The sequence below is a fragment of the Staphylococcus sp. TCBT05 genome (assembly GCF_055179755.1).
This window is the reverse complement of record NZ_JBUQDQ010000038.1, coordinates 895,687-922,137: the sequence shown is the minus strand read 5'-3', so window position 1 is coordinate 922,137 and position 26,451 is coordinate 895,687. Positions and strand designations below refer to the sequence as shown.

18 protein-coding genes are annotated in these 26,451 nt (G+C 33.2%); 14 read left to right on the top strand and 4 right to left on the bottom strand.

The window, feature by feature from the left end; translation table 11 throughout:
• Positions 1–66 precede the first annotated feature (66 nt).
• The 5 genes from addB (at position 67) to ACY191_RS11385 (ending at position 10,409) form a co-directional block, all read left to right on the top strand.
• A complete protein-coding gene (addB, locus tag ACY191_RS11405) occupies positions 67–3,531 on the top strand; it encodes a helicase-exonuclease AddAB subunit AddB (RefSeq protein WP_229367085.1) in 3,465 nt (1,154 codons plus the stop codon).
• The gene (addA, locus tag ACY191_RS11400) at positions 3,528–7,181 is read left to right on the top strand and encodes a helicase-exonuclease AddAB subunit AddA (protein ID WP_229367086.1); all 3,654 of its coding nucleotides are present in this window, start codon (positions 3,528–3,530) and stop codon (positions 7,179–7,181) included. Before addB ends, addA begins: the two co-directional genes overlap by 4 nt.
• A 28-nt stretch (positions 7,182–7,209) precedes the next feature.
• Positions 7,210–8,352, top strand: coding sequence for a DUF418 domain-containing protein (locus ACY191_RS11395; RefSeq protein ID WP_232165241.1), 1,143 nt, complete (start codon positions 7,210–7,212; stop codon positions 8,350–8,352).
• Positions 8,353–8,469: 117 nt separating this feature from the next.
• Positions 8,470–9,372, top strand: coding sequence for a fumarylacetoacetate hydrolase family protein (locus ACY191_RS11390; protein ID WP_042739795.1), 903 nt, complete (start codon positions 8,470–8,472; stop codon positions 9,370–9,372).
• 647 nt (positions 9,373–10,019) lie between these two features.
• Positions 10,020–10,409: a YisL family protein gene (locus ACY191_RS11385; RefSeq protein ID WP_042739796.1), complete on the top strand. Its 390-nt coding sequence runs from the start codon at positions 10,020–10,022 to the stop codon at positions 10,407–10,409.
• 265 nt (positions 10,410–10,674) lie between these two features.
• Here ACY191_RS11385 and ACY191_RS11380 read toward each other — a convergent pair whose 3' ends face one another.
• Together ACY191_RS11380 and ACY191_RS11375 are read right to left on the bottom strand one after the other, a co-directional pair.
• Positions 10,675–11,997, bottom strand: coding sequence for a CoA-disulfide reductase (locus ACY191_RS11380; RefSeq protein ID WP_042739797.1), 1,323 nt, complete (start codon positions 11,995–11,997; stop codon positions 10,675–10,677).
• 33 nt (positions 11,998–12,030) lie between these two features.
• Positions 12,031–12,873 (bottom strand): Cof-type HAD-IIB family hydrolase, encoded by an 843-nt coding sequence (locus ACY191_RS11375; protein ID WP_463270028.1) that lies wholly within the window; start codon positions 12,871–12,873, stop codon positions 12,031–12,033.
• A 112-nt stretch (positions 12,874–12,985) separates the two neighbouring features.
• On the opposite strand from ACY191_RS11375, the gene ACY191_RS11370 reads away from it, so the two are divergent.
• From ACY191_RS11370 to clpB, 3 genes are all read left to right on the top strand, one after another.
• Positions 12,986–13,294, top strand: a complete 309-nt coding sequence (locus ACY191_RS11370) for a metal-sulfur cluster assembly factor (RefSeq protein WP_042739799.1) — start codon at positions 12,986–12,988, stop codon at positions 13,292–13,294.
• A gap of 350 nt (positions 13,295–13,644) precedes the next feature.
• On the top strand, positions 13,645–15,450 hold the full coding sequence (locus ACY191_RS11365) for an acyltransferase family protein (RefSeq protein ID WP_042739800.1): 1,806 nt from the start codon (positions 13,645–13,647) through the stop codon (positions 15,448–15,450).
• 480 nt (positions 15,451–15,930) lie between these two features.
• A complete protein-coding gene (gene clpB / locus ACY191_RS11360; protein ID WP_229367088.1) occupies positions 15,931–18,543 on the top strand; it encodes an ATP-dependent chaperone ClpB in 2,613 nt (870 codons plus the stop codon).
• Between the two features lie 575 nt (positions 18,544–19,118).
• On the opposite strand, the gene ACY191_RS11355 is transcribed toward clpB, so the two are convergent.
• Complete coding sequence (locus ACY191_RS11355) at positions 19,119–19,310, bottom strand: YjzD family protein (RefSeq protein WP_042739802.1); 192 nt, start codon at positions 19,308–19,310, stop codon at positions 19,119–19,121.
• A gap of 229 nt (positions 19,311–19,539) precedes the next feature.
• Here ACY191_RS11355 and ACY191_RS11350 point away from each other — a divergent pair, with 229 nt between their 5' ends.
• Together ACY191_RS11350 and fabF are read left to right on the top strand one after the other, a co-directional pair.
• The gene (locus tag ACY191_RS11350) at positions 19,540–20,481 is read left to right on the top strand and encodes a beta-ketoacyl-ACP synthase III (RefSeq protein WP_229367089.1); all 942 of its coding nucleotides are present in this window, start codon (positions 19,540–19,542) and stop codon (positions 20,479–20,481) included.
• A gap of 11 nt (positions 20,482–20,492) precedes the next feature.
• Complete coding sequence (gene fabF / locus ACY191_RS11345; protein WP_229367090.1) at positions 20,493–21,737, top strand: beta-ketoacyl-ACP synthase II; 1,245 nt, start codon at positions 20,493–20,495, stop codon at positions 21,735–21,737.
• Between the two features lie 46 nt (positions 21,738–21,783).
• Here the strand turns inward: fabF and ACY191_RS11340 are convergent, their stop codons facing one another.
• Positions 21,784–22,158: a DUF3899 domain-containing protein gene (locus tag ACY191_RS11340; protein WP_107527689.1), complete on the bottom strand. Its 375-nt coding sequence runs from the start codon at positions 22,156–22,158 to the stop codon at positions 21,784–21,786.
• Between the two features lie 245 nt (positions 22,159–22,403).
• Between ACY191_RS11340 and opp3b the strand changes: the two genes are divergently transcribed.
• From opp3b to ACY191_RS11320, 4 genes are read left to right on the top strand one after another with little or no spacing between them, the layout of a single operon-like run.
• Positions 22,404–23,330 (top strand): oligopeptide ABC transporter permease, encoded by a 927-nt coding sequence (gene opp3b / locus ACY191_RS11335; RefSeq protein ID WP_107527690.1) that lies wholly within the window; start codon positions 22,404–22,406, stop codon positions 23,328–23,330.
• A complete protein-coding gene (gene opp3C / locus ACY191_RS11330) occupies positions 23,330–24,397 on the top strand; it encodes an oligopeptide ABC transporter permease (RefSeq protein ID WP_269669176.1) in 1,068 nt (355 codons plus the stop codon). The genes opp3b and opp3C overlap by 1 nt, the downstream gene beginning before the upstream one ends.
• Positions 24,398–24,414: 17 nt before the next feature.
• Positions 24,415–25,500: an ABC transporter ATP-binding protein gene (locus ACY191_RS11325; RefSeq protein ID WP_107527692.1), complete on the top strand. Its 1,086-nt coding sequence runs from the start codon at positions 24,415–24,417 to the stop codon at positions 25,498–25,500.
• A complete protein-coding gene (locus tag ACY191_RS11320; RefSeq protein ID WP_107580203.1) occupies positions 25,487–26,425 on the top strand; it encodes an ABC transporter ATP-binding protein in 939 nt (312 codons plus the stop codon). Before ACY191_RS11325 ends, ACY191_RS11320 begins: the two co-directional genes overlap by 14 nt.
• Positions 26,426–26,451: the final 26 nt, after the last annotated feature.

The following is a 26,451-nucleotide window of genomic DNA, read 5'->3' as shown; positions in this document are numbered from 1 at the left end:
ATTAAAAAGATAAACGATACACAATATATTATATGTTAAAATATGGTCAAAGGAGTGGGATATGTCATGGAATTTAATGCCTTTATTGGAAGAGCGGGAACGGGAAAATCATATAAAATGTTAGAAGAAATTCGCCAAGAGATGAAAGAACGTCCACTAGGTGATCCAATTGTATTAATTGCACCAACACAAAATACCTTCCAACTTGAACAAGCCTTTGTAAATGATCCAGAACTTAATGGTAGTTTGAGAACTGAAGTATTGCACTTTGAAAGATTAAGTTATCGTGTGTTCCAAGAAGTTGGGGGACTAATGGAACAACAATTAACAAAAACTGGTACTGAAATGATGATTTATGACATTATTCAACAGCATCAGGCAGAATTGAAATTATATCGTTCACAGGTTAAGTATTATGGCTTTAGTGAAAAGTTATATGAACAAATTCAAGACTTTAAAAAATATAGCGTCTCACCTGAACAACTTGAAACATACATCTCAGAAAATACATTACAAACACGAACGCGACATAAATTAGAAGATATAGCGTTAATCTATAAACATTTAGAAGATAGAATTAGCGGTGAATTTGTCTCAACTGAGGACTGTTTAAATCGATTTATAACATTAATGGATCAGTCTGAAAGGTTGAAACGTACTGAAATATACATAGATGGGTTCCATAACTTTTCCACTTTAGAATATCAAATTATTAAAGGGTTAGTTAAGCATGCTAAAAAGGTAACCGTATTATTAACAACTGATGGTGATAAAGATCCATTTAGTTTATTTAGAAAGCCATCGGAATCCTTGACGCATCTTGAAGATATAGCAAACGAACTTAATATACCTTTAAATATTCAACGCTTCACGCAACAACATCGTTTTCAAAATGAAGACTTAGCGCATTTAGAGCACCATTTTAATGCTTTGCAATTCGAACCTAAAAATGTAGCGGATAATGTTGAAATATTAGAAGCGTCAATTATGCGAGAAGAAATTAATGAAATTGCAAGAAGCATATTAAAGGAAACTAGAGAAGAAGGACTTCGCTTTCAAGATATAGCCATACTTTATAGAGATGATAGTTATGCTTATTTATTGGAATCTATTCTACCGCAATTTGATATTCCATTTAATATTGATATTAAACCGTCAATGACGCATCACCCAATTATGGAAATGATTCGTTCACTCATTGAAGTCATTCAAACGAATTGGAATTTTGAGCCGATTATGCGTTTGCTAAAAACAAATGTATTAACAAAGCAATATAAAGATAGTAGTTATCTTATTGATATATTGGAAAATTTCGTACTTGAACGAGGAATTTATGGAAAACGTTGGATGGATGATAGTTATTTCCAAGTTGAACAATTTAGGAAAATGGGATTGAAACGTCAACCATTGACCGATAGTGAACGAGAGACATTTGAACGTGTGATTCAATTAAAATCTTATGTAATGGATAAAATTCTATTGTTTGAGCAACGTTTAAGCCAGGCGAACACAGCGCTAGAGTTTGCAACTGCATTTTATGAAGCAATGGAAGCATTTGATTTACCGAGTGATTTAATGACTGAGAGAGATCAGTTTGACGCGAACGAGGAACATAGAAAGGCAGAAGAAATTGATCAACTATGGAATGGGTTGATTCAGACGTTAGACGATTTAGTCACAGTATTTGGTGATAATACGTTGACACAATCACGCTTTTTAGAATTATTGGATGTCGGTTTAGATCAATTGGAGTTTGTGATGATACCTCAAACGATTGATCAAGTTAGTATAGGAACAATGGACTTAGCAAAAGTAGATAATAAGGCACATGTCTATATGGTCGGTGTAAATGATGGGACTATGCCACAAACTGTAGCATCATCAAGTCTGATCACTGATGATGAGAAGAAGTATTTTCAAGCACAGTCTAATCTAGAATTAAGTCCTACAGCTGACATTTTACAAATGGATGAAGCATTTGTTTGTTATATTGCCATGACGAGAAGTAGAGCGAAAATCACATTTTCTTATGCCTTGATGGGAGCAAGTGGAGATCAAAAGGAACGAAGCCCGTTTATCGATCAAATCATGGAGTTATACCATAATTTAGAAGTGACAAATATTCATCACATGCATCAAGCCCAACCGTTAACATTAATGGAGCATCCGCATCAAACTAAAATTGCCTTGTTTGAATCACTAAAGGCTTGGCTAGATGATGAAATTGTCGCTGATACTTGGTTAGATACATATCAAGTTATGAGGGATGATGAACGACTCAATGATGGACTAGCTTACTTAGTTTCGGCACTCACCTTTGATAATGAAACAGTGCAACTCAATCAGCAACAAGCTAAAGCTTTGTATGGAAAGCAAATTAATGCAAGTGTATCTAGATTTGAAGGTTATCAAGCATGTCCATTTAAACACTTCACATCACATGGTTTAAGACTAAATGAACGTACAAAATACAAATTAGAAAACTTTGATTTAGGTGATATTTTCCATCAAGTATTAAAGCTCATATCTGAGAAAATTAATGGTGATTTTAAGAATTTAAATTTAACACAAATTAGAAAGTTAACACATGATGCTTTGACTGAAATACTGCCTGAGGTACAGTTCAATCTTTTAAATTCAACCGCATATTATCGTTATCTATCACAAAGAATAGGCGCTATTGTTGAAACAACGTTAACTGCACTTAAATATCAAGGTAGTTACAGTGAATTCAAGCCTCAAAGGTTTGAAGCGAGCTTTAGAAAGAATCCTAGAAATCCGGAAGATTTACAAGCGATGCCATTAATTACGGATCAAGGCATTCCAATCAATATTCGTGGGCAAATTGATCGTATTGATACGTATAATCACGATAATGAAAGTTTTGTAAACATTATTGATTATAAGTCATCTAAGTATAGTGGTACTTTGGATTTGACGAAAGTATACTATGGCATGCAAATGCAAATGATGACATATATGGATATTGTATTACAAAATAAACAACGTTTAGGTTTAAATCCTCTAACACAACCAGGGGGATTGCTATATTTCCACGTGCACGAACCGCGTCTCCAATTAGCATGGAATGAATTAGATGAAGATAAACGCAATGAAAAGTTTATCAACTCATTTAAATTAAGTGGTTTAGTAAATAACGACACTTCTGTAATAGAAGCATTCGATAATCGAATGGAACCAAACTATTCTTCAGATATTATTCCTGTTGCAATGAAAAAGGATGGCGGATATAGAAGCGGTAGTAAAGTAGCGGATTCTGATACAATTTATAAGTTAATCAAGCATAATAAAGCTAATTTTGTTAAAACAGCAACTGACATCATGGACGGTCATACCGAAGTAGCGCCACTTAAGTATAATCAAACATTACCTTGTGACTTCTGTAATTATAAGTCTGTGTGTCATGTGGATGGCATGATTGATAGTAAACGTTATAGAACTGTTGACGAAACGATAAATCCATTAGAAGAAGTGCAAAATGTTGAACTAGAAGAAGGTGAGTTTGAATGAATCCAATCCCAGTAAAACCAGCGGAGTCGCGTTGGACTGATAATCAATGGAAAAGTATCTATGCCAAAGGTCAAGATATTTTGATTGCTGCCGCTGCAGGATCTGGAAAGACTGCAGTGTTAGTAGAACGTATCATACAGCGAATATTAAATGACAATATAGATGTTGATAAATTATTAGTTGTGACATTTACAAATGCCAGTGCAAGAGAAATGAAGCAACGTGTGGATCAACGTATCCAAGAAGCATCGCTTGAGGATCCGAATAATAGTCATTTAAAAAACCAAAGAATTAAAATTCATCAAGCTCAAATTTCAACACTACATAGTTTTTGTCTGAAATTAATTCAAAATCATTATGATGTACTTGATATTGATCCAAACTTCAGAACAAGTAGTGAAGCAGAAAACATTTTATTATTAGAGCAAACGATTGATGAAGTGCTAGAGCAACATTATGATGTGTTGAATCCTAGTTTTGTTGATTTAACTGAACAATTATCTTCCGACAGAAATGATGATCAATTGCGTCAAACAATTAAAGATATGTACTTTTTTAGTGTAGCTAACCCCAATCCTTTTGAGTGGTTACAAAATTTATCTGAACCATACGAGAATAAGAATGAACAAGAAAAGTTATTAGAACTTTTAAACCATGTGGCAATGATATTTATGAAATCAGCATTAGAAGCGCTAAATAAAAGTTATGATCTATTTTCAATGTTAGAGGAAGTGGATAAACAAGTTGATATTATTGAGAGAGAACGTAAATTTATGTCTGCAGCGATAGAAGGCGGCATATTAAATACAGAAGTAATCAGTAACCATCAATTTGAACCACGTTTCCCATCGAAAACAAAGAAAGTTAAAGAAGCAAACGAAATGATGTTAGATGCTTATGACGACGGTAAGAAGCATTATGATCATTATAAAGAATTAGTTTCTAAGGTGAAATTAGACTACTATACGAGAACTGCAGATGAGTTAATGTATGATATGCAACAATTAGCGCCAAGAGTGGCTTATTTAGCAGAAGTGACCGCAGATGTTATCGAGCAATTTAATGCGAAAAAGCGTAGTAGAAATTTACTTGATTTCTCTGATTATGAACATTTTGCATTGAAAATATTGTTAACTGAAGATGGCACGCCTTCTGAAATAGCAGAAATGTATCGCCAACAATTTGAGGAAATATTGGTGGATGAATATCAAGATACGAACCGAGTACAAGAAAAAATTATTTCTTGTATCAAACGTGGCAATGAAGCCGATGGGAATTTATTTATGGTTGGTGATGTAAAGCAATCGATTTACAAATTTAGACAGGCAGATCCAAGTCTATTTATCGATAAATACAATCGCTTTACGGTTGATGGTTCGGAACATGGTTTGCGCATAGATTTATCTCAAAATTTCCGTTCTCGTAAAGAAGTGCTAACAACGACGAATTATTTATTCAAACATATGATGGATGAAGCAGTAGGGGAAATCGTTTATGATGATGCTGCACAACTTTATTATGGAGCACCATTTGATGAGACTTCGCATCATATACAAATGAATATGTTAATTGAAGATAAAGGGTCAGATTTAAGTGCAGCTGAACAAGAAGCGGAATATATTGTGCAACAAGTTGAAAATATAATGACTGAACAAGAGATATATGATATAAAAACTGGACGTTATCGCAAGCCAAATTATAAAGATATTGTTATTTTAGAACGATCTTATGGACAAGCACGAAAAATTCAACAAGCATTTAAAGATCACAATATCCCATTCCATGTAAACAGTAAGGAAGGTTATTTCGAACAATCTGAAGTCCAACTCATTTTGTCATTTTTAAGAACTGTAGACAATCCATTACAGGATATCTATTTGGTTGGTTTAATGCGGTCAGTCATATATCAATTTACTGAAGATGAATTAGCCAATATTCGTATTGAAAGTCCGAACGATGACTATTTTTATCAATCTATACAACAATATCTTAATAGTGAGCATGCGGATAGTAAATTAGTAGAAAAACTAAATGCATTTTTAGCAGATTTAGCAATGTATCAAAACTATAGCCAACACCATCCGGTATATCAATTAATTGATAAATTTTATAATGACCATTATGTTATTCAGTATTTTAGTGGAATGATTGGTGGTAAAGGTAGAAGAGCGAATTTACATGGTTTATTTAATAAAGCAGTAGAATTTGAAAATTCAAGTTTTCGAGGTTTATACCAATTCATTCGCTTTATTGATGAATTAATCGAAAGAGGAAAAGACTTTGGTGAGGAAAATGTCATCGGACCTAATGATGACGTAGTTAGAATGATGACGATTCATAGTAGTAAAGGTTTAGAATTTCCATTTGTTATTTATTCCGGATTATCACGAAAATTCACGCGAAAGGATTTACAGAAGGCTACGATTTTAAATCAAAGCTATGGCTTGGGGATGAGTTATTATGATGTACAACAACACATTGCGTACCCATCTTTATCTTCAGTGACATATAAGGCCATTGCTGAAAAGGAATTAATATCAGAAGAAATGCGTTTGATTTACGTTGCTTTAACACGTGCTAAAGAACAACTATATTTAATCGGTCGCGTAAAGGATGAAAAGGATATTACGAAATACGAAGAAGTTTCTATTTCTGGTAGTCATCTACCTGTTAGTTATAGACTTACTGCACAAAAACCACTTGATTTAATTTATCCAATTTTAGCAAAATATCAATCTACATCATTACCAAAAGATTTACGCTTTGAGGCGAATATTGATGATGTGGATGAGGCTATGAAACCGTATGTCCAATTAAATACGGAATTCTATGAAGATATTGCATCTGAAATTGTTGAAGATGTTACTGAACAGCGAACGGTTACTGATATTTATCAAATGAACAATGATTATACCGGTTTACAAGATCAAATAAGACATCAAATGACATATGAATATGCACACCCACATGCAGTTCATAAACCATCTAAGCAGTCTGTATCTGAATTGAAACGTCAATTAGAAACAGAGCAAACAGATACCAATTATGATCGAGTGAGACAATATAAGATAGGCTCATTATCATATGAACGTCCTGCATTTTTAAGTCATAATAAAAAGCGTAAAGCAAATGAAATTGGTACCTTAATGCATACAGTGATGCAACATCTTCCATTTCAACAAGAAGGCCTAGATGAAACAGCATTAAATGACTATATCGATAGTTTGATTGCTAAAAATATCATTCCTGTAGATGCTAAAAAAGATATTCAAATGGCTGACATTTTGCACTTTATCAACAGTGATTTATATCGCATGATAACAAATAGTGATGCCATATATAGAGAATTACCATTTGTAGTTAATCAACGCGAGGTTGACCATGAACAAATAAGAGATGAGGATGCATCGATTATCCAAGGGATGATTGATTTGATTTTTGAAAAGGATGGTCAATATTATTTCGTGGATTACAAGACTGATGCGTTTAATAGACGACGTAGTATGTCAGATGAGGAAATTGGTGAACAATTAAAGTCTCGTTATAAAGTACAAATGACGTATTATCGAAATACTTTGGAAACAATATTGAATACTAATGTAAAAGGCTACCTATATTTCTTCAAATTTGGTCAGCTTTCAATCGACTAATGATAATAACTTAAAGGAGCTTATGAAATTGTCATCACGTAAAAGATTATTTGAATTAGATGCTCTCAGAGGCTTTAGTTTATTAGGTATTATATTGATGAATATTTTAAGTTTTAGCTTACCTTATGAACAAGCATTTTTACCAGATATCATTAATAAAGGCCTAGATGAATGGATTTTGAGATTGATTACCTTAGTTGTAATCAGCTCGTTTTATCCTATTTTTACATTTTTATTTGGTTATGGTTTAGCAATAATGTATGCCAATAGTGAAACAAAAGATTTAAGATATTACCCATTTATTTATCGGCGTTTGTCATTTTTACTTATATTAGGTTTAGTTCATGGTTTGTTTATATTTTCAGGTGACATATTATTTGGATATGCATTTACTGGAATGATAGCTGTATTATTCATAAAATGGCGTCCAAGAAAATTGGTTAAGTTAGCTATTATTCTATTTAGCTTAAAGGTCATCTTATTGGTTATTCCATTTTCATTAATAACTTGGTTTACAGATCCTTATGGTGTAACTAATTTTACTGGTAAGACATTAGGACAATTAATAAATATACGCCAAAGTGGTGGTTATTCTGCATTTTTAGGTATTAATATTAAAGAATATATTTTCCGTATATTAGATGTGGTTACCACTTCATCTTACTTTGAGTTTTTACCGTATATTTTATTGGGTATTGCAGCACAAAAGTCGGATTTAATAGCTAAAGTAAGGAAAAATAAAGCAAAAATGGTTTACAGAGCAAGTATCTTGGTTGTTTGTGGCTATTTAATTAAGTTACCACATGCAATCGACTATGGGAATAATGCGCTAATTAATGTGAGTTCTATGGTTGGTGGACCTATCGTAGCAGCCGGTTATATCTTAATCTTTATTGTACTATGTCAATATGGTCGTTCAGCACAAATTTTAAGTGTCTTTAAATATCCGGGCAGACTCAGTCTGTCGGTATATTTAAGTCAAAGTATTATCTTTACTTTAATTTATATGGGATTTGGACTGGGATTATTTAATAAATTAGCACTTTATCAGTCCTATCTCATAGTTGTCGTTGTTTATGCGATACAACTTATTATGTGCTATTTCTACCTTAAGCAGTATAAGCAGGGCCCAATCGAATGGTTATGGCGAAAGGTAACATATTTAAAGTAAAGGTTGCATAAATGTAAGCGTACTGATTTTTTTTACAAGAACTGGGTATTTATTTGTTATTAAGAGGTAAATATAGTTATAATATGTAATAAGATAAAGATGAGGAGCTGATATTGAATGAAATTCCTATCATTCAGACATAATGAACAGACATCTTATGGTGTGAAAGTAAAGCGTGAAGAAGCGGCATGGGATTTAAAGAAAGTCTTTGCTGATTTTGCTGAAGGAGAGTTTCATCCTAAAACATTATTAAATGGCTTACAACAAAACCAAGTCGTAGATTTCCAAGAACAAGTACGTAAAGCTGTAGTGGCTGCGGAAGACAGTGGAAATGGTGATGCATATAAAGTAAAATTTTCAGATATAGAGTTCTTGCCACCAGTTACACCAACGAACAATGTCATTGCATTTGGTCGCAATTATCAAGCACATGCTAATGAATTAAACCATGAAGTACAGCGTTTATATGTATTTACAAAAGCGGCATCGTCATTGACAGGAGATAACAGCACAATACCAAATCACCAAGACATTACAGATCAACTAGATTACGAAGGTGAACTTGGTATCGTTATTGGTAAATCAGGTGAAAAGATACCTAAAGGTTTAGCATTAGATTATGTATATGGTTATACAATTATCAATGATATTACAGATCGTAAAGCGCAAAACGCGCAAGACCAAGCATTCCTATCTAAGAGTTTAACAGGTGGTTGCCCAATTGGACCATACATTGTTACGAAAGATGAATTGCCAACACCTGAAGACGTGAATATTGTGACTAAAGTAAACAATGAAATTCGTCAAGATGGAAATACGGGTCAAATGATTCTTAAAATAGACGAACTTATAGAAGAAATTTCAAAATACGTGGCATTACACCCAGGGGATATTATTGCAACTGGTACGCCAGCTGGTGTTGGTGCAGGTATGAATCCGCCACAATTCTTACAACCAGGGGATGAAGTCAAAGTTACAATCGATAATATTGGTACATTAACGAACTTTATCGCTAAATAATTTAGTAAGCATTTTAGATATAAATTCCAGAAATATAGAGTCTGGAGATTAGTCTTTCAGACTAAAATAGAATCGATGATTTTTACTATGAAATAGTAGAAATCATCGATTTTTCTATTATTATCAAATTGATTAGCACTTAAGTGCTGTTATTTTCTTATATTGATAGCCATTAATGCTAGTCCAAGTTCATGTTTTGACCTTGTTATTCCTCGAAGTGATATGCGAGTGAATCCTAAAATAGCCTTCAAGCATCCCAAAACAAGTTCTTTATCAATTTTTCACTGATTATAGCATTAATGTGTTTCTGAAATTTATAAAATGTGACTTGATCAATTGCTTCATAATTGGGTTCACTCTAAAGCGATTAATGGTTCTATAAGAAAGCGTCTGATTTTGTGCTAACCATATCATACGAATACTATCTCTTAATCTGTATAATTGCGTCTATGTTGATAGTGAATTTAGTAAAGTTTATTTTTAAAATTATTGTACAACGAAATTACCTTTTGAAATATACATCTGTATTGCGTATGATATAGATAGCATATTTTTGTTTACTGAACAAATTGATGCAGTGATTTTTAATATAAAAAGTTCACTGTTGCATGATATGAATCAAATTAAATCACATGTGGGGGGATTTTATGTTACATATTCATATTACATCATGGGTACTTGCTATTATCTTGTTTTTTGCAGCATATTTTAATTTTTCAGAGAAGCAAGGTCCAACGCCTTATTTTAAACCGATTCATATGTTCTTGAGATTGATTATGGTATTTGTTTTAATTTCAGGATTTTGGATTTGGATTCAAGCATTTGGTGCAGACAACGCAGGTGGCCATATGTTACTTACTTTAAAAATGTTATGTGGTGTTGCTGTTGTGGCACTAATGGAAGTAACAATTGCCAAAAGGAAAAAAGGACAACCAAGTCATGGTATGATGTGGACAACGATTGTATTAATCATTATTACTATGGTGATTGGAGTCATTTTACCTCAAGGTCCTATTACTAAAATGTTTGGACTTTAAATTAATCGCATTATAAGTAGAGTAACCTAATGCAATTGATTTAACATAACCTAAACAAAAAAGTACTTATCCATTGATTATGAGCAAGCCAATACGTCTCAGTTACACTGACTGTCGTTGTAAGGAGTTGCTTAAATAATCGATTAGGATGAGTACTTTTTAGTATGACTTATTCAATTTTTCTTAAGGTCCATGGTTATATAAAAAATGATGTGGTAGTTGAACCATGCTACGAGTGATTTAAGTACAAATGACGAACAATAAATTATAGATTACGTGCTTTATAACCAATCATATTGATAATATCTTTCGGTCTACTATATGGTGGGGCATATGCCACTTCAAAATCTGTTAAATCATCTATAGTAGACTGATGCATCATTGCCATAGACAAGACATCGATTCGTTTGTCTACGCCACTTTTACCTACTGCAGCAGCTCTCAATATTTGTCGAGTATTACTATCAAAGTAAACACGTAAATGTAATTTATGGTTATTAGGATAGTAACCGGCGTGGTCATTTTGATAAACTTCTACCATTTTATAATTAAAGTGAGTTAATTCAGATGGTGAAACACCAACACTTGCAAAGGTATAGTCAAAAAATTTAACAATATTTGAACCTAAATAGCCTTTGAATAGTATCTTCTTATTACCAGCTAGTTGTTCGGCGATGATACTTGCAGCTCGATGTGCTCCCCATGCTAAAGGCACATGTGCAGGTAAGTCCACATGGCGATAATGTGAAGTAATAATATCACCCAAAGCATAAACGTTAGGAATATTAGTTTCGAATTTATTATTAACTGGAATGTAACCATGTTCATCTAAGTGAATTGAAGATGATTGTAAAAATGCTGAATTTGGCTTAACCCCAACACCTTCAATAATTAAATCAAACGTTTTTACAGCACCTGATTTAAAATGTACTTCGTTACCTTCGACTTTTACGACTTCTTCATTTAAACGGTATGGAATACCGCGTCTATCCATTTCTTCAATAATCGGTTCATTCATGTCGGAATCCATTAATTTATTAATATGTTCAGAACGATGAATTAACATCGGTTGAATATTGCGTTCGTATAAATTATCTAATATCTCTAAACTGATGTAACCAGCACCAATAACTAATGCATTTTGTACTTGATGATGTTCAATAAATTGGTAAATAGCATCAGTATCCTCCATATTACGTAAAGTAAAGGCAATTGGACTATTTAAATTGAGATGATTAGCACTGCAACCAGGACTTAATACGAGCTTATCATATTCAACTGTATAGGATTGTTCAGCCTTTTTATCGTAAACAATGACTTTATTTTCAGCTGTATCTACTGCAGTGACTTCGTGATAGGGTTTTACCGTGATTTGCTTACTATCATAAAATTGTTCAGGTGTTGCTTCTAAAACGAGGTCTCTTGAAGTGACAACATTACCAATATAATACGGCAATGCGCAATTAGCGAAACTCATGTCTCTATCTTTTTCAAAGACAATGATTTCACTTTCTTTATCTAATCTTCTTATTTGACTTGCGACCGTCGCGCCTCCAGCTACAGCACCTACAACGACTATTTTAGACACAGTCAACAACCTCCTTTAAGCAAAAATAATGCATTATATTTTAGATTTAATTGTTGCTTCGTACGGGATATTTAATTCAAAGAATGTATTAAGGTATCTACCGATGCCATCTTCATTGTTAGAATAAGTAACTTCATTGGCAACATGCTTTAGTTCATCAAGGCCATTGTCCATTGCAATGCCATATTTCGCATATTTAATCATTTCTAAATCATTATCCTCATCGCCAAAGGCAATAATTTGATTACGATCTATGTCTAGATGATGTTTTACATAGTCAATACCTTTTGCCTTGCTGATACCTTGTTTGACAATTTCAATAACTGGGAACGGTGATCCCCAACGACGGTGCTCGATATTCTCTGCATAGAATCTTGTTAACATTTGTTTAACACGTGGAATCATTACTTCTTCTGCTTCCACAATTATTGATGTAGGTGATTCAGTTAATGCTGTTAGTAAATCGCCTGTTTCTACTTTTGGTGTTCCCATAGAGAAGCCATCGAATAATTTTTGATCAAAGTTATTAATAAATACATGATCTTTAACTTCAGCAATAATATTAGATACACCATAGTCATTTAGAGATTGGATAATGCTCTTAGACAAGTCCAAATCTAATACCTCGTGTACTGTTTTAAAGTTATTATCTTTAGGGTGATGGACGAAAGCACCATTAAAATTAACGACAGGTGTATCCATATTAAGTTCATGATAATAAATTTGACTAGCTCGATATGGACGACCGGTAGCTATCATAAGCTTATGTCCTTGCGCTTGTAACGTTTTTAGTACTTCCTTTGTATAAGGTGAAATTTCCTTATCATCATTTAACAATGTGCCATCTAAGTCTAAACATATTAAAAAAGGTTTCATTAAAATCTCCTTAAGTTATAATAATAGTGTATGAATATCATAGCATTTTATTGGCGTTTTGTAAGATATTTGATATATTGTTAATATCATTAATAACGAAGAGGTGAGACGAATGGATGAAGGATTAAAGGATAGCATACTTAATGCACTCGAAATGGTAATTGACCCTGAGTTAGGAATTGATATTGTAAACTTAGGTTTAGTATATAATGTCGACGTGGATGATGACGGTTTATGTACGGTTGAAATGACATTGACTTCAATGGGATGTCCTCTAGGACCGCAAATTATGAACCAAGTTAAAATGGTATTAGCTGAAATACCTGAGATTTCAGATACAGAGGTTAATATTGTTTGGAGTCCACCATGGGACAAAGATATGATGTCTCGCTACGCTAAAATTGCGTTAGGCATTGGCTAATAAAGAAGTGAATAAATATCTTGTTTGAGACTAATTAACACATCTTAGATTTTTAAAGGTGTGTTAGTTGGTCTTTTTTTATTCTATTTAGTGGGGTGAGTAGTTTGAGTTAAGTATATTTCGTAGTGAATATAGTTACGATTTGCCACTGTTCAGTGAAAGAATGAAAATGTTTGAGTTTATTTAAAATGCGAATTATAATCTATAACTACAAAAATATTAAATATTATTATCGTGCAAAATTATTAAATTAATTGCAGTTACATTACAAAAGTATTACAATAACTTAGTAAAATGGATGAAATATGCATAAATAGATTTAAAATTTGAGTATGAAGGTTTGATTTTAAATGAATAGAGATTCAAATTTGGGAATGAACAAACACCGTCATACACGTTATATGCCTGGCCTTGATGGTTTAAGAGCAATTGCGGTCTTAGCAATTATTATTTACCATCTTAATAAACAGTGGCTAACGGGTGGTTTTTTAGGTGTAGATACTTTCTTTGTTATTTCTGGTTATTTAATTACTAGTCTATTACTGAAAGAGTTTGAAGAAACTGGAAGTATCAATTTAAAGCAATTCTGGTTACGTAGAATGAAACGACTCATACCTGCCGTTTTTGTGTTGGTAGGCGTAGTATCTATGATGACACTGATTTTAAAACCAGATCAAATCGTAAATATTAAGCATGATGCATTTGCAGCAATATTTTATGTATCCAATTGGTGGTATATTATGACTGATGTAAACTACTTTGAACAGTTTGCATTTATGCCATTAAAACATTTGTGGTCACTAGCGATAGAAGAGCAGTTTTACATAATTTTTCCAATAGTCCTGATCACATTACTATTAACAGTTAAGAAATATAGAAATATAACCTTGATTTTTTGGATTGTTTCATTAGTTTCATTGTTGTTAATGGTATTAATTTCTGAACCTCATATGGAACATTCTAGAGTATACTTCGGTACTGATACTAGACTACAAACGATGTTGCTTGGTGTCCTACTCGCATTTTTATGGCCACCATTTAAATTGAAAGCTAATCCACCTCGTATCTTGTCACATACAATTGATGGATTAGGAATTGTCAGTACAGTGGTTATTATCATGTTATTTATTTTTGTTGATGACAATAGTGATTGGATTTACAACGGTGGATTCTATGTTATATCAGTGTTGACTCTTTTTGTGATATTGAGTGTTGTCCACCCATCAGCATATTTTGCAAAGGTAATTGGTAATCCGCTATTTGTATATATTGGCAAACGTTCTTATAGTTTATATTTATGGCATTTTCCGGTAATAAGCTTTATCCATTCCTATTATGTGGAAGGGCAAATACCAATTTATGTGTATGTATTGGATATCATAACTACATTAATCTTGGCAGAATTATCATATAGATACATCGAGACACCATTTAGAAAATATAGCTTTAAAGCTTTCTCACTCAATCGATTTAAACGGGTGTCCTTTGTTAGGACAGTCGCATTATCTATTATTTTAGTACCAACAGTGTTTATATTTGCTGGTGCATTTGATCAATTAGGGAAGGATCAACAACAACACAAACCAACAAGCTTTTCTTCACAAAAAAAGGACGGCAAAAGTAAAACAGCAAATAACAGTAAAGATGATGCGAAACATAAAGAAGATAGTACATCTAACAAAGTCTATAAAGATATCAAGCCATTGCTTATTGGTGATTCTGTTATGGTAGATATCGGAGAGTATTTTACAGAGCGTGTACCAAATGCAGAAATTGATGGTAAAGTTGGTCGTAATTTATACGAAGCAACGCCATTGATTCAACAAAAATATGAAAGTTACAATAAAGCTGGTAATAAAGTTGTATTAGAATTGGGAACTAATGGTGACTTTTCTAAAGCACAATTAAATGAATTAATAAGTCAATTTGATAAGGCAGATATTTATCTCGTCAATACACGTGTTCCGAGAGGTTATGAATCACATGTAAATAAATTGATTGCAGACGCAGCAAAAGAACATAAAAATGTGAAGGTTGTTGATTGGTATAAACGTTCGAAAGGACATACTGAATACTTTGCTTCTGATGGCATTCATTTACAACCATCAGGAGTCAGAGCCTTATCAGATGAAATTACGAAACAAATAACTCAATAATATCTATTAAATGATGGTAATTCTTTGTTAAATATCTAACAAGGATTACCATTATTTTTTGTGGCGTCATAGTTCGATATAAGTTGAATATAATTACAATAAGTTGCTGATATGTGAGCGTAAGTTTGCTGAACCGATAGACAGTTTTATAAATAGATCATTTATTAATGACAGTGTTATAACTTGCTACGATAAGTTTAAACAAATAAGTATTGGTAATATAAAAAATATGTATAAAATATTGTTAAAAGGATAATGACATAATTCTAATTAACATTTGGCATGAAAACGATAAACGTTTGATTGAGCAATTTATTTTGAGCGTATTATTTTCTATAAACGCTTAAAAAATTATGATTAAAATAAATCATAATGGTTGATAAATCATGAAAGAGGGACTATAATTAAATTAAGGTCAAAGAAAGTCAAAGTCAAATTAACTTTGGTTTGATCAAACACTCAATGGTGAGGTGAATCATATTGGATATTAATCAAATGACCTATAAAGTTCAATCAGCCTTACAAAAGGCAATGGAATTAGCTAAAACATATGAAAATCAAAATATAGAAATTGAAGCAATATTAGCCGCTGCATTAAATGAAGATGAAAGTTTATTTAATAGTGTACTTGAACGTGCCAATATTGATACAAACGAATTATTAACAACTTATAATAATAAATTAAAACAATATCCAACTGTTCAAGGTGACAACGTTCAATACGGGCAGTATATAAGTGCAAAAGCAAATGAATTATTTACTAAAGCTGAAGATTATATGAAATCATATGAAGATGAATTTATATCAATGGAACACTTAATATTATCAGCAATAGACATAGATACAACGACAGCACAATTTGTCGGCAATAAAAAAGAAGTAATAACGGAAATAATTAAAAAAATAAGAGGAGGAAATCATGTGACATCACAAAACCCTGAAGTTAATTATGAGGCGTTAGAGAAATATGGTCGTGATTTAGTAGAGGAAGTACGTCAAGGTAATATGGATCCAGTCATTGGACGTGACGAAGAAATTCGTAATGCGATTCGAATTTTAAGTAGAAAGACAAAAAATAATCCTGTGCTAATTGGTGAACCGGGTGTAGGTAAAACAGCAATCGTAGAAGGATTAGCACAAAGAATTGTGAAAAAGGACGTGCCAGAGTCATTATTAGATAAAACAATATTCGAGCTTGATTTAAGTGCACTTGTTGCAGGTGCGAAATACCGTGGCGAGTTTGAAGAACGCTTAAAAGCCGTATTGAAAGAAGTTAAAGAGTCAGATGGAAAAATCATTTTATTTATTGATGAAATCCATATGTTAGTAGGCGCAGGTAAAACTGAGGGCGCAATGGATGCAGGAAACATGTTGAAACCCATGTTAGCACGTGGTGAATTACATTGTATTGGTGCAACAACACTTAATGAATATAGAGAATATATTGAAAAAGATTCTGCATTAGAACGTCGTTTCCAGAAAGTAAATGTATCAGAGCCTGATGTAGAAGATACAATTTCTATTTTACGTGGTTTAAAAGAACGCTATGAGGTATATCATGGTGTTAGAATTCAAGATAGAGCACTTGTTGCAGCTGCAGAATTATCAAATCGCTATATTACGGATCGATTCTTACCTGATAAAGCAATAGATTTAGTCGACCAAGCTTGTGCTACGATTAGAACAGAAATGGGTTCAAATCCAACTGAATTAGATCAAGTTAATAGAAGAGTAATGCAGTTAGAAATTGAAGAGTCTGCATTGAAGAATGAATCAGATAATGCAAGTAAACAACGTCTACAAGAGTTACAAGAAGAATTATCTAATGAAAAAGAAAAGCAAAATGCAATTCAATCACGTGTTGAAGAAGAAAAAGGTAAAATTGCTAAGCTTCAAGAGAAACGCACTGAATTAGATGAAAATAGAAAAGCATTAGAAGATGCTGAGAACAACTATAACTTAGAAAAAGCAGCAGAATTACAACATGGTAAAATACCAGAACTTGAAAAAGAATTACAAGAAATGGAAGCTGCATTCCAATATGAGCAAAATGGAGATAGCGACCGTATTATCAGAGAAATTGTTACAGATGAAGAAATAGGTGATATCGTTAGCTCATGGACAGGTATTCCTGTTTCTAAATTAGTAGAAACTGAAAGAGAAAAATTACTAAATCTAGCAGATATACTACATGAACGTGTCGTAGGTCAAGATAAAGCAGTAGATTTAGTAGCTGATGCTGTAGTAAGAGCAAGAGCAGGGATTAAAGATCCTAACAGACCAATAGGCAGTTTCTTATTCTTAGGTCCAACTGGTGTAGGTAAGACAGAGCTAGCTAAATCGTTAGCGTCTACTTTATTTGACTCTGAAAAACATATGATTCGAATTGATATGAGCGAATATATGGAGAAACATTCCGTTTCAAGATTAATTGGTGCACCTCCAGGTTATGTTGGTCATGATGAGGGTGGTCAACTCACAGAAGCGGTTAGACGTAATCCATATTCAGTTATTCTGTTAGATGAAATCGAAAAAGCACATTCTGATGTATTTAATGTGTTGCTACAAATACTAGAAGAAGGACGTTTAACTGATTCTAAAGGTAGAGCAGTAGACTTTAAAAATACAATTATTATCATGACTAGTAACATTGGTTCTCAGATCTTACTTGAAAATGTTAAAGACGCCGGTGTGATTACAGAGAATACTGAAAAAGCAGTTATGAATAATTTAAATCAATATTTCAAACCAGAAATCATTAATCGTATGGATGATATTGTCTTATTCAAACCATTAACAGTTAATGATATGAGTTTAATCGTAGACAAAATTTTAACACACTTAAACATTCGTTTGATGGAACAACGTATTTCAATAGAAGTGTCAGATGCAGCAAAACAATGGTTAGGCGAAGAAGCATACGAACCACAATTCGGTGCAAGACCATTGAAACGATTTGTACAACGTCAAATTGAAACACCATTAGCACGAAAAATGATACGAGAAAACTTCCCAGAAGGTACAACAATCAGCATTGATTTATCTGAAGATGGTTTAACATTCGAAGAACACAAACCACAAACAATACAATAATCTTAGGAATAAAGTCTGGAATCTAAATACCCAGCATTAAGCCCATCAAAGATTAAAAATCTTTGATGGGCTTGTTATTTCTATCAATACTGCGTATTGTTATTACTTGCTTACCAAGGGGACTGGGTCGAGCATTTATCGCGCCACGCATCTTACTCCATCAGTTGTCTCGCAAACAATACGCAGTTCTTATATGTTATCACTACAAAAAATTAGACACTTTATAATAAATTAATTGAAACAGAAATTATCCCTGAGGTAAAACAAGAAATGAATAACAGGTTAAGAGACGAAGATTTAAATAAAATCACAAATCAGCTATTTTAGTCTGAAAGAATAATGTCTCAGACCCTATGTTGTTATTAAATGAAATTTTCAGGTGTTGACCACACATGATAAATGTAGGTGTTATGTCTTGTTAAGAAAGACTGTGCATCATACAAAATATAAATGCTACAAAAAATATTCACCACATTAAAATCCAACTTATTGATACATATGATGCATATGATTAGCTTAATTAATCATGCAATAACAAAAAAAGACAAGCCTTTGTACTGGCTTGTCAAAATACTTTATGATTCTTTAGATTGTTTGGTAGAAGGTTTTACAACCAAATCAAATAATGCAATCAGAATTGTAAATACGACTGCTGCAATGATTGGTGTAATTAAATTTAATGCACCGCCACCATCTAAACTGTTTAATACAAAATTGACCATCTCTAATAATAGAACAGCCCAAAATAACACTGCGAGGTATTTCATTATGTAATGCCTCCAATTTAATATATATAGTTACATTATAAATAAGAAAGCGCTATTTGTATAGTATTTATCAGCAGAATATATTCATTTGCATTGTACAAAGATTTTCTTTAATTTATAATAAAATAGGTATTTCACCTACATATTAGTCATAGTTCTTGTATTTCAAATGTGTATTATGTTAAATTAATACCTGGTATTAAAATTATAATTAAGAAGGTGTTCAACTATGAACGTGGGTATTAAAGGTTTCGGTGCATACGCTCCAGAAAATGTTGTAGATAATGCCTATTTTGAAACATTTTTAGAAACATCCGATGAATGGATTTCAAAAATGACAGGAATTAAAGAAAGACGATGGGCTAGTGAAGATGAAGAAACATCGGATTTAGCTTATAAAGCAAGTTTAAAAGCAATTGAGGATGCAGGTATTGAAGCATCTGATATTGATATGATTTTAGTGGCAACATCGACAGGAGACTATCCGTTTCCAACAGTTGCCAATATGTTACAAGAAAAATTAGGTACCGGAAAAGTAGCATCAATGGATCAATTAGCAGCATGTAGTGGATTTATGTATTCAATGATCAATGCAAAGCAATTTGTACAATCCGGTGATTATAAAAACGTATTAGTTGTCGGTGTCGACAAATTATCAAAAATTACAGATTTAACTGATCGTTCGACTGCTATTTTATTTGGTGATGGCGCAGGCGCTGCTATTATTGGTGAAGTATCGGAAGGGCGAGGTATTTTAAGCTATGAACTTGGTTCAGATGGTTCTGGCGGAAAATATTTATACTTAAATCCTGAAAACGGCAAAATCTTTATGAATGGTCGTGAAGTATTTAAATTTGCTGTAAGAATTATGGGCGAAGCTTCTACAAATGCAGTTGCTAAAGCAAATCTTCAACCAGAAGATGTTGATATGTTTGTACCACATCAAGCAAATATTCGAATCATGGAATCTGCACGAGAACGCTTAGGTATTCCAAAGGAAAAAATGAGTGTGTCAGTTGATAAGTATGGTAATACTTCAGCTGCTTCAATTCCTTTGAGTATTGCTCAAGAATTAGAAAATGGAAAGATTAAAGACGATGATGTCTTAGTGTTAGTTGGATTTGGTGGCGGCCTAACATGGGGTGCTGTCACACTAAGATGGGGAAAATAGGAGGATAAAATATGAGCAAAGAACAACGTGTAGTGATTACAGGAGTTGGCGCATTATCACCTCTAGGAAACGATGCAAAAACTAGTTGGGACAATGCGTTAAACGGAGTAAATGGTATTGATACAATTACTAGAATAGATACTAAAGATTACAATGTTCATTTAGCTGGAGAATTAAAAGATTTTAATATAGAAGACCATATTGATAAAAAAGAAGCACGCCGTATGGATAGATTCACACAATATGCAGTTGTAGCAGCTCGTGAAGCAGTCAAAGATGCTAAATTAGATATCAACGAAGACAATGCGAATAACATTGGTGTGTGGATTGGTTCAGGTATTGGTGGCATGGAAACATTTGAAATTGCACATACGCAATTATTAGAACGTGGACCAAGACGTGTTAGCCCATTTTTCGTACCTATGTTAATTGCTGATATGGCAACTGGCCAAGTATCAATAGATTTAGGTGCAAAAGGTCCTAACGGTGCCACAGTTACTGCTTGTGCAACAGGTACAAACTCAATCGGTGATGCATTTAAAATTATCCAACGTGGTGATGCAGACGCTATGATTACAGGTGGTTCTGAAGCTCCAATTGCACATATGGCCATTGCTGGATTTAGTGCTAGTCGTGCATTGTCTACAAACGACGATAAAGAAACTGCATGTCGACCATTCCAAACTGGTAGAGATGGATTTGTTATGGGTGAAGGTGCTGGTATTGTCGTACTTGAATCATTAGAATCGGCACAAGCACGTGGTGCAGAAATTTATGCAGAAGTTGTTGGATATGGTTCAACAGGAGATGCACACCACATTACTGCGCCAGCTCCAGAAGGAGAAGGTGGTGCACGTGCGATGCAAGCAGCATTGGATGATGCTGGTATTGAACCTAGTGATATACAATATATTAACGTACATGGTACAAGTACGCCTGTAGGTGATTTGACTGAAATTCAAGCGATTAAAAATACATTCGGTGAAGCAGCACAATCACTTAAACTAAGTTCAACTAAATCTATGACAGGTCACTTACTTGGTGCCACTGGTGGTATAGAAGCAATCTTCTCTGCATTATCAATCAGAGATAGTAAAGTTGCACCAACAATTCACGCTGAAAGTCCAGATCCAGAATGTGATCTTGATATTGTACCAAACAAAGCAATCGATTTAGATATTACTTATGCAATGAGTAATAGTTTAGGCTTTGGTGGTCATAACGCAGTGTTAATATTCAAAAAGTTTACTGATTAATAAATAATATAAAAGAGGATGTATCCGTTAATGGATGCATCCTCTTTTATATTGTAAATGCGAGAATAATACTGAGAATAAAATAGATTAAATTAATGATAAAACCGCTAATAACCCACGTTTCAACGATATATTGTTCTCTCTTTACCTGTTTTGGTTTAAAGAATTCATCTTCATCTAATGCTTGTCGTTTCTTTTTATTTGAAAGTTGATATTTTAATCTACGAAAGCCATAACTCGTTGGGTCTAATATACCTTCCTGAACAACTATTAACACAAATAGAATAATGGTTAATATAGTAGCAATATAAAAAAGTATATTAACAAAATGAGTAAAATGATGTGTACCAAAAAGCCATAAAATGAGTGAAATCAAAGGTGTTAATAGTAACCATATTAGTAAAGTTTGCTTTTGTCTCATTTGATTGCCTCCATTATTTATTAAATTAATTGTAACTTAATAGAACTAAAAAATGAATAATTAAAATTAATTAACCTTTTATATCAAAGGATTAATGGGATTATAAATAGATTTGTTTAACAATTCTTTATTAATGTAAAGCAAAACAATATTGCGCAATAGATGAAGGGAATATATAATAGTTATTAAATATTTCTGAAAATTTAGAAAGAAATGTTTATTCTGTTACTAAAGGGGGATTAGTTATGCTTAAATATGTATTAAAACGATTAGGATACATGGTTATTTCTTTGATTGTAATAATGACAATAACATTTTTCCTAATGAAATTAATGCCAGGTTCACCATTTAATGATGCTAAATTAAATGACGAACAAAAGCATATTTTGAATGAAAAGTATGGTTTGAATGATCCAGTACCAGTTCAATATTTAAATTATATGAAAAATGTTGTTACAGGTGATTTTGGGAACTCGTTCCAATATAATAATCAACCAGTATGGGATTTGATTAGCCCTAGGTTGATACCATCACTAGAAATGGGACTTACAGCGATGGTTATTGGGATAGTGTTAGGTTTGATTTTAGGAGTTGCTGCAGCAACCAAACAGAATACATGGGTTGACTATACAGCTACTTTTATATCAGTTATTGCAGTGTCAGTACCATCTTTTGTACTTGCTGTATTATTACAGTATGTATTTTCTGTCAGATTACAGTGGTTCCCAGTAGCTGGTTGGGAAGGGATTTCTACAGCTGTACTTCCTTCACTTTCACTGTCGGCAGTAATAATAGCTACAGTGGCTAGATACATAAGAGCGGAAATGATAGAAGTGTTAAGTTCAGATTACATTCTGTTAGCTAGAGCGAAGGGTAATTCAACGATGCGTGTGTTATTTGGTCATGCATTACGAAATGCATTAATACCAGTAATCACAATTATAGTGCCAATGCTAGCAAGTATCTTAACAGGAACATTAACAATTGAAAATATCTTTGGAGTACCAGGTCTCGGGGACCAATTTGTGAGATCTATACAAACGAATGATTTTTCAGTAATCATGGCAACAACATTATTATTTAGTACCTTCTTTATTGTTTCTATATTTATTGTAGACATACTATATGGAATTATAGATCCAAGAATTAGGCTGCAAGGAGGTAAAAAATAATGGCTGATAAAAGAGATGAAAAACTAAATGGTGATTATTCTAATGCAGTAATGACTCATACATCGGATGCAATTGCAGCTTCTGATTTTGTTGCAGCAAAGCGAGATATAGAAAAAGAACCAGAAATGCAACGTGAAAGTAAAAACTTTTGGCAAGATGCATGGGCACAATTAAAAAGAAATAAACTCGCAGTTGTTGGTTTAATAGGTTTGATTATTATTATTCTATTTGCACTGATTGGACCATTATTTAGCTCGCATGACTATGCAGAGCAAAATGTTGAAGAACGTAACTTACCTGCAAAAATACCTGTACTTGATAAAATATCATTCTTACCTTTCGATGGTGAGGGCGTTGATGGCAAGAGTGCTTATAAAGCAGCTGGCGCTGATGATAATTATTGGTTTGGGACAGACCAATTAGGCCGTGACTTGTGGTCTAGAACTTGGCAAGGTGCTCAGGTATCATTATTTATTGGTGTTGTAGCAGCATTGCTAGATATCTTTATTGGGGTAATATATGGTGCGATATCTGGGTTCTTCGGAGGTAGAGTAGATGATATCATGCAACGTATTATTGAAATTATAGCTTCTATTCCAAACTTAATTGTTGTTATTTTATTTGTACTAATATTTGAACCATCTATTTGGACAATTATTCTAGCTATGGCGATTACTGGTTGGATAGGCATGAGTCGTGTCGTACGTGGTGAATTCTTAAAATTGAAAAACCAAGAATTTGTAATGGCATCGAGAACATTAGGTGCTTCGAAATTTAAGTTGATATTCAAACATATTCTACCTAATACATTAGGGCCTATCGTAGTTACATCTATGTTCACTGTACCTAATGCAATATTCTTCGAAGCGTTCTTAAGCTTTATCGGTATAGGAGTACCAGCACCTAAAACATCTTTAGGTTCACTTGTGAATGATGGTAGAGCGATGTTATTAATCCATCCACACGAATTATTTATTCCAGCGATAGTATTAAGCTTATTAATATTATTCTTCTACTTATTTAGTGATGGATTACGTGATGCATTTGATCCGAAAATGCGTAGATAATAAAAGGGGGCAACATTATGTCAGAAAGAATATTAGAAGTAAACGATTTGCATGTTTCCTTTGATATCGACGCAGGGGAAGTGCAAGCAGTAAGAGGTGTTGATTTTTATTTGAATAAGGGAGAGACTTTGGCGATTGTAGGTGAGTCTGGATCTGGGAAATCCGTTACCACTAAAGCAATAACAAAGTTATTCCAAGGTGACACTGGCAGAATTAAACAGGGCGAAATCATCTTCTTAGGAGAAGATTTGTCTAAGAAGTCAGAAAAGGAATTAATTAAATTAAGAGGTAGAGATATCTCAATGATATTCCAAGATCCCATGACATCTCTAAATCCAACAATGAAAATTGGCAAACAAGTAATGGAACCATTAATGAAGCATAAAAATTATAGTAAGTCTAAGGCTAAAGAAAGAGCATTAGAAATTCTAAATCTTGTCGGTTTACCAAATGCGGAAAAAAGGTTTAATGCATATCCACATCAATTTTCAGGTGGGCAAAGACAAAGAATCGTCATCGCAACTGCGTTAGCATGTGAGCCCAAAGTATTAATTGCTGACGAACCTACAACAGCATTAGATGTTACGATGCAAGCTCAAATTTTAGATTTAATGAAGAAATTACAAGATAAAATTAGCACATCAATCATCTTTATTACACATGATTTAGGTGTAGTGGCAAATGTTGCTGATAGAGTTGCTGTAATGTATGGTGGCCAAATGATTGAAACAGGAGATGTAGATGAAATATTCTATGATCCGAAGCACCCTTATACATGGGGACTATTATCATCAATGCCAGATTTAACAACTGGTACAGATACTGAGTTATTGGCAATTCCTGGTACACCACCTGATTTACTACATCCACCAATAGGTGATGCTTTTGCTGAACGTAGTACATATGCGCTAGAAATTGACTTTAAATCACCACCGCCATGGTATCAAGTGTCACCGACGCATTTCGTGAAATCATGGTTGTTAGATGAGCGTGCACCAAAGGTTGAACCACCAGAAATGGTACAAAAACGTTTGCGTAGTATGCCTAATAATTTCGACAAACCTCAACAAGTAGAAAGGGTGTCGTTTAATGAAGCAAAATAATGAAGTGTTATTACAAGTTAAAAACTTAAAACAGTATTTTAACGAAGGTAAACATAATGAAGTGAGAGCTATAGAAAATATTTCCTTTGATATTTATAAAGGTGAAACATTTGGTTTAGTTGGTGAATCTGGGTGTGGAAAATCTACTACGGGTAAAGCGATTATTAAATTAAATGATATTACAGATGGTGAAATCCTATATGAAGGTATCGATATTCAAAAGATTAAAAACCGTAAAGATTCTTTGAAATTTAATAAAAAAATGCAAATGATATTCCAAGATCCATACGCATCTTTAAATCCTAGACTAAAAGTTATGGATATCGTTGCAGAAGGCATAGATATACATAAACTAGCAACGAGTACGAGAGATCGTAAAAAACGTGTATATGATTTATTAGAAACTGTAGGTTTAAGTAAAGAACATGCCAATAGATATCCACATGAATTCTCTGGTGGCCAACGTCAACGCATTGGCATCGCTAGAGCCCTTGCAGTAGAGCCAGAATTTATAATTGCCGATGAACCGATTTCTGCATTAGATGTATCGATTCAGGCACAAGTCGTTAATTTACTATTAAAATTACAAAGAGAAAAAGGGATTACTTTCCTATTTATTGCACATGATTTATCCATGGTGAAATACATTTCGGATAGAATTGCGGTCATGCATTTTGGGAAAATTGTAGAGTTAGGTTCTGCCGATGAAATTTATAATAATCCATTACATCCTTATACAAAATCTTTGCTCTCAGCTGTACCACAACCAGATCCAGAAAGTGAAAGATCAAGAAAAAGAACTTTTTATAAAGAAGAAAAGAGTAATGAAGAACAAAGTTTTTATGAAATTCAACCAGAACATTATGTTTTGTGTACTGAGAGTCAAAAGAATAAATTTAAAGAAGAATTTAGTGTAAATTCTTAATAATAAATATTAGAGATGGGGGGATG

What these genes read in the sequence shown, in the direction of transcription:
- addB (WP_229367085.1), top strand. Translation starts at nt 67, where the DNA reads ATGGAATTTAATGCCTTTATTGGAAGAGCGGGAACGGGAAAATCATAT.
- addA (WP_229367086.1), top strand. Translation starts at nt 3,528, where the DNA reads ATGAATCCAATCCCAGTAAAACCAGCGGAGTCGCGTTGGACTGATAAT.
- ACY191_RS11390 (WP_042739795.1), top strand. Translation starts at nt 8,470, where the DNA reads ATGAAATTCCTATCATTCAGACATAATGAACAGACATCTTATGGTGTG.
- ACY191_RS11385 (WP_042739796.1), top strand. Translation starts at nt 10,020, where the DNA reads ATGTTACATATTCATATTACATCATGGGTACTTGCTATTATCTTGTTT.
- ACY191_RS11375 (WP_463270028.1), bottom strand. Translation starts at nt 12,873, where the DNA reads ATGAAACCTTTTTTAATATGTTTAGACTTAGATGGCACATTGTTAAAT.
- ACY191_RS11370 (WP_042739799.1), top strand. Translation starts at nt 12,986, where the DNA reads ATGGATGAAGGATTAAAGGATAGCATACTTAATGCACTCGAAATGGTA.
- ACY191_RS11365 (WP_042739800.1), top strand. Translation starts at nt 13,645, where the DNA reads ATGAATAGAGATTCAAATTTGGGAATGAACAAACACCGTCATACACGT.
- ACY191_RS11355 (WP_042739802.1), bottom strand. Translation starts at nt 19,310, where the DNA reads ATGAAATACCTCGCAGTGTTATTTTGGGCTGTTCTATTATTAGAGATG.
- ACY191_RS11350 (WP_229367089.1), top strand. Translation starts at nt 19,540, where the DNA reads ATGAACGTGGGTATTAAAGGTTTCGGTGCATACGCTCCAGAAAATGTT.
- fabF (WP_229367090.1), top strand. Translation starts at nt 20,493, where the DNA reads ATGAGCAAAGAACAACGTGTAGTGATTACAGGAGTTGGCGCATTATCA.
- ACY191_RS11340 (WP_107527689.1), bottom strand. Translation starts at nt 22,158, where the DNA reads ATGAGACAAAAGCAAACTTTACTAATATGGTTACTATTAACACCTTTG.
- opp3b (WP_107527690.1), top strand. Translation starts at nt 22,404, where the DNA reads ATGCTTAAATATGTATTAAAACGATTAGGATACATGGTTATTTCTTTG.
- opp3C (WP_269669176.1), top strand. Translation starts at nt 23,330, where the DNA reads ATGGCTGATAAAAGAGATGAAAAACTAAATGGTGATTATTCTAATGCA.
- ACY191_RS11325 (WP_107527692.1), top strand. Translation starts at nt 24,415, where the DNA reads ATGTCAGAAAGAATATTAGAAGTAAACGATTTGCATGTTTCCTTTGAT.
- ACY191_RS11320 (WP_107580203.1), top strand. Translation starts at nt 25,487, where the DNA reads ATGAAGCAAAATAATGAAGTGTTATTACAAGTTAAAAACTTAAAACAG.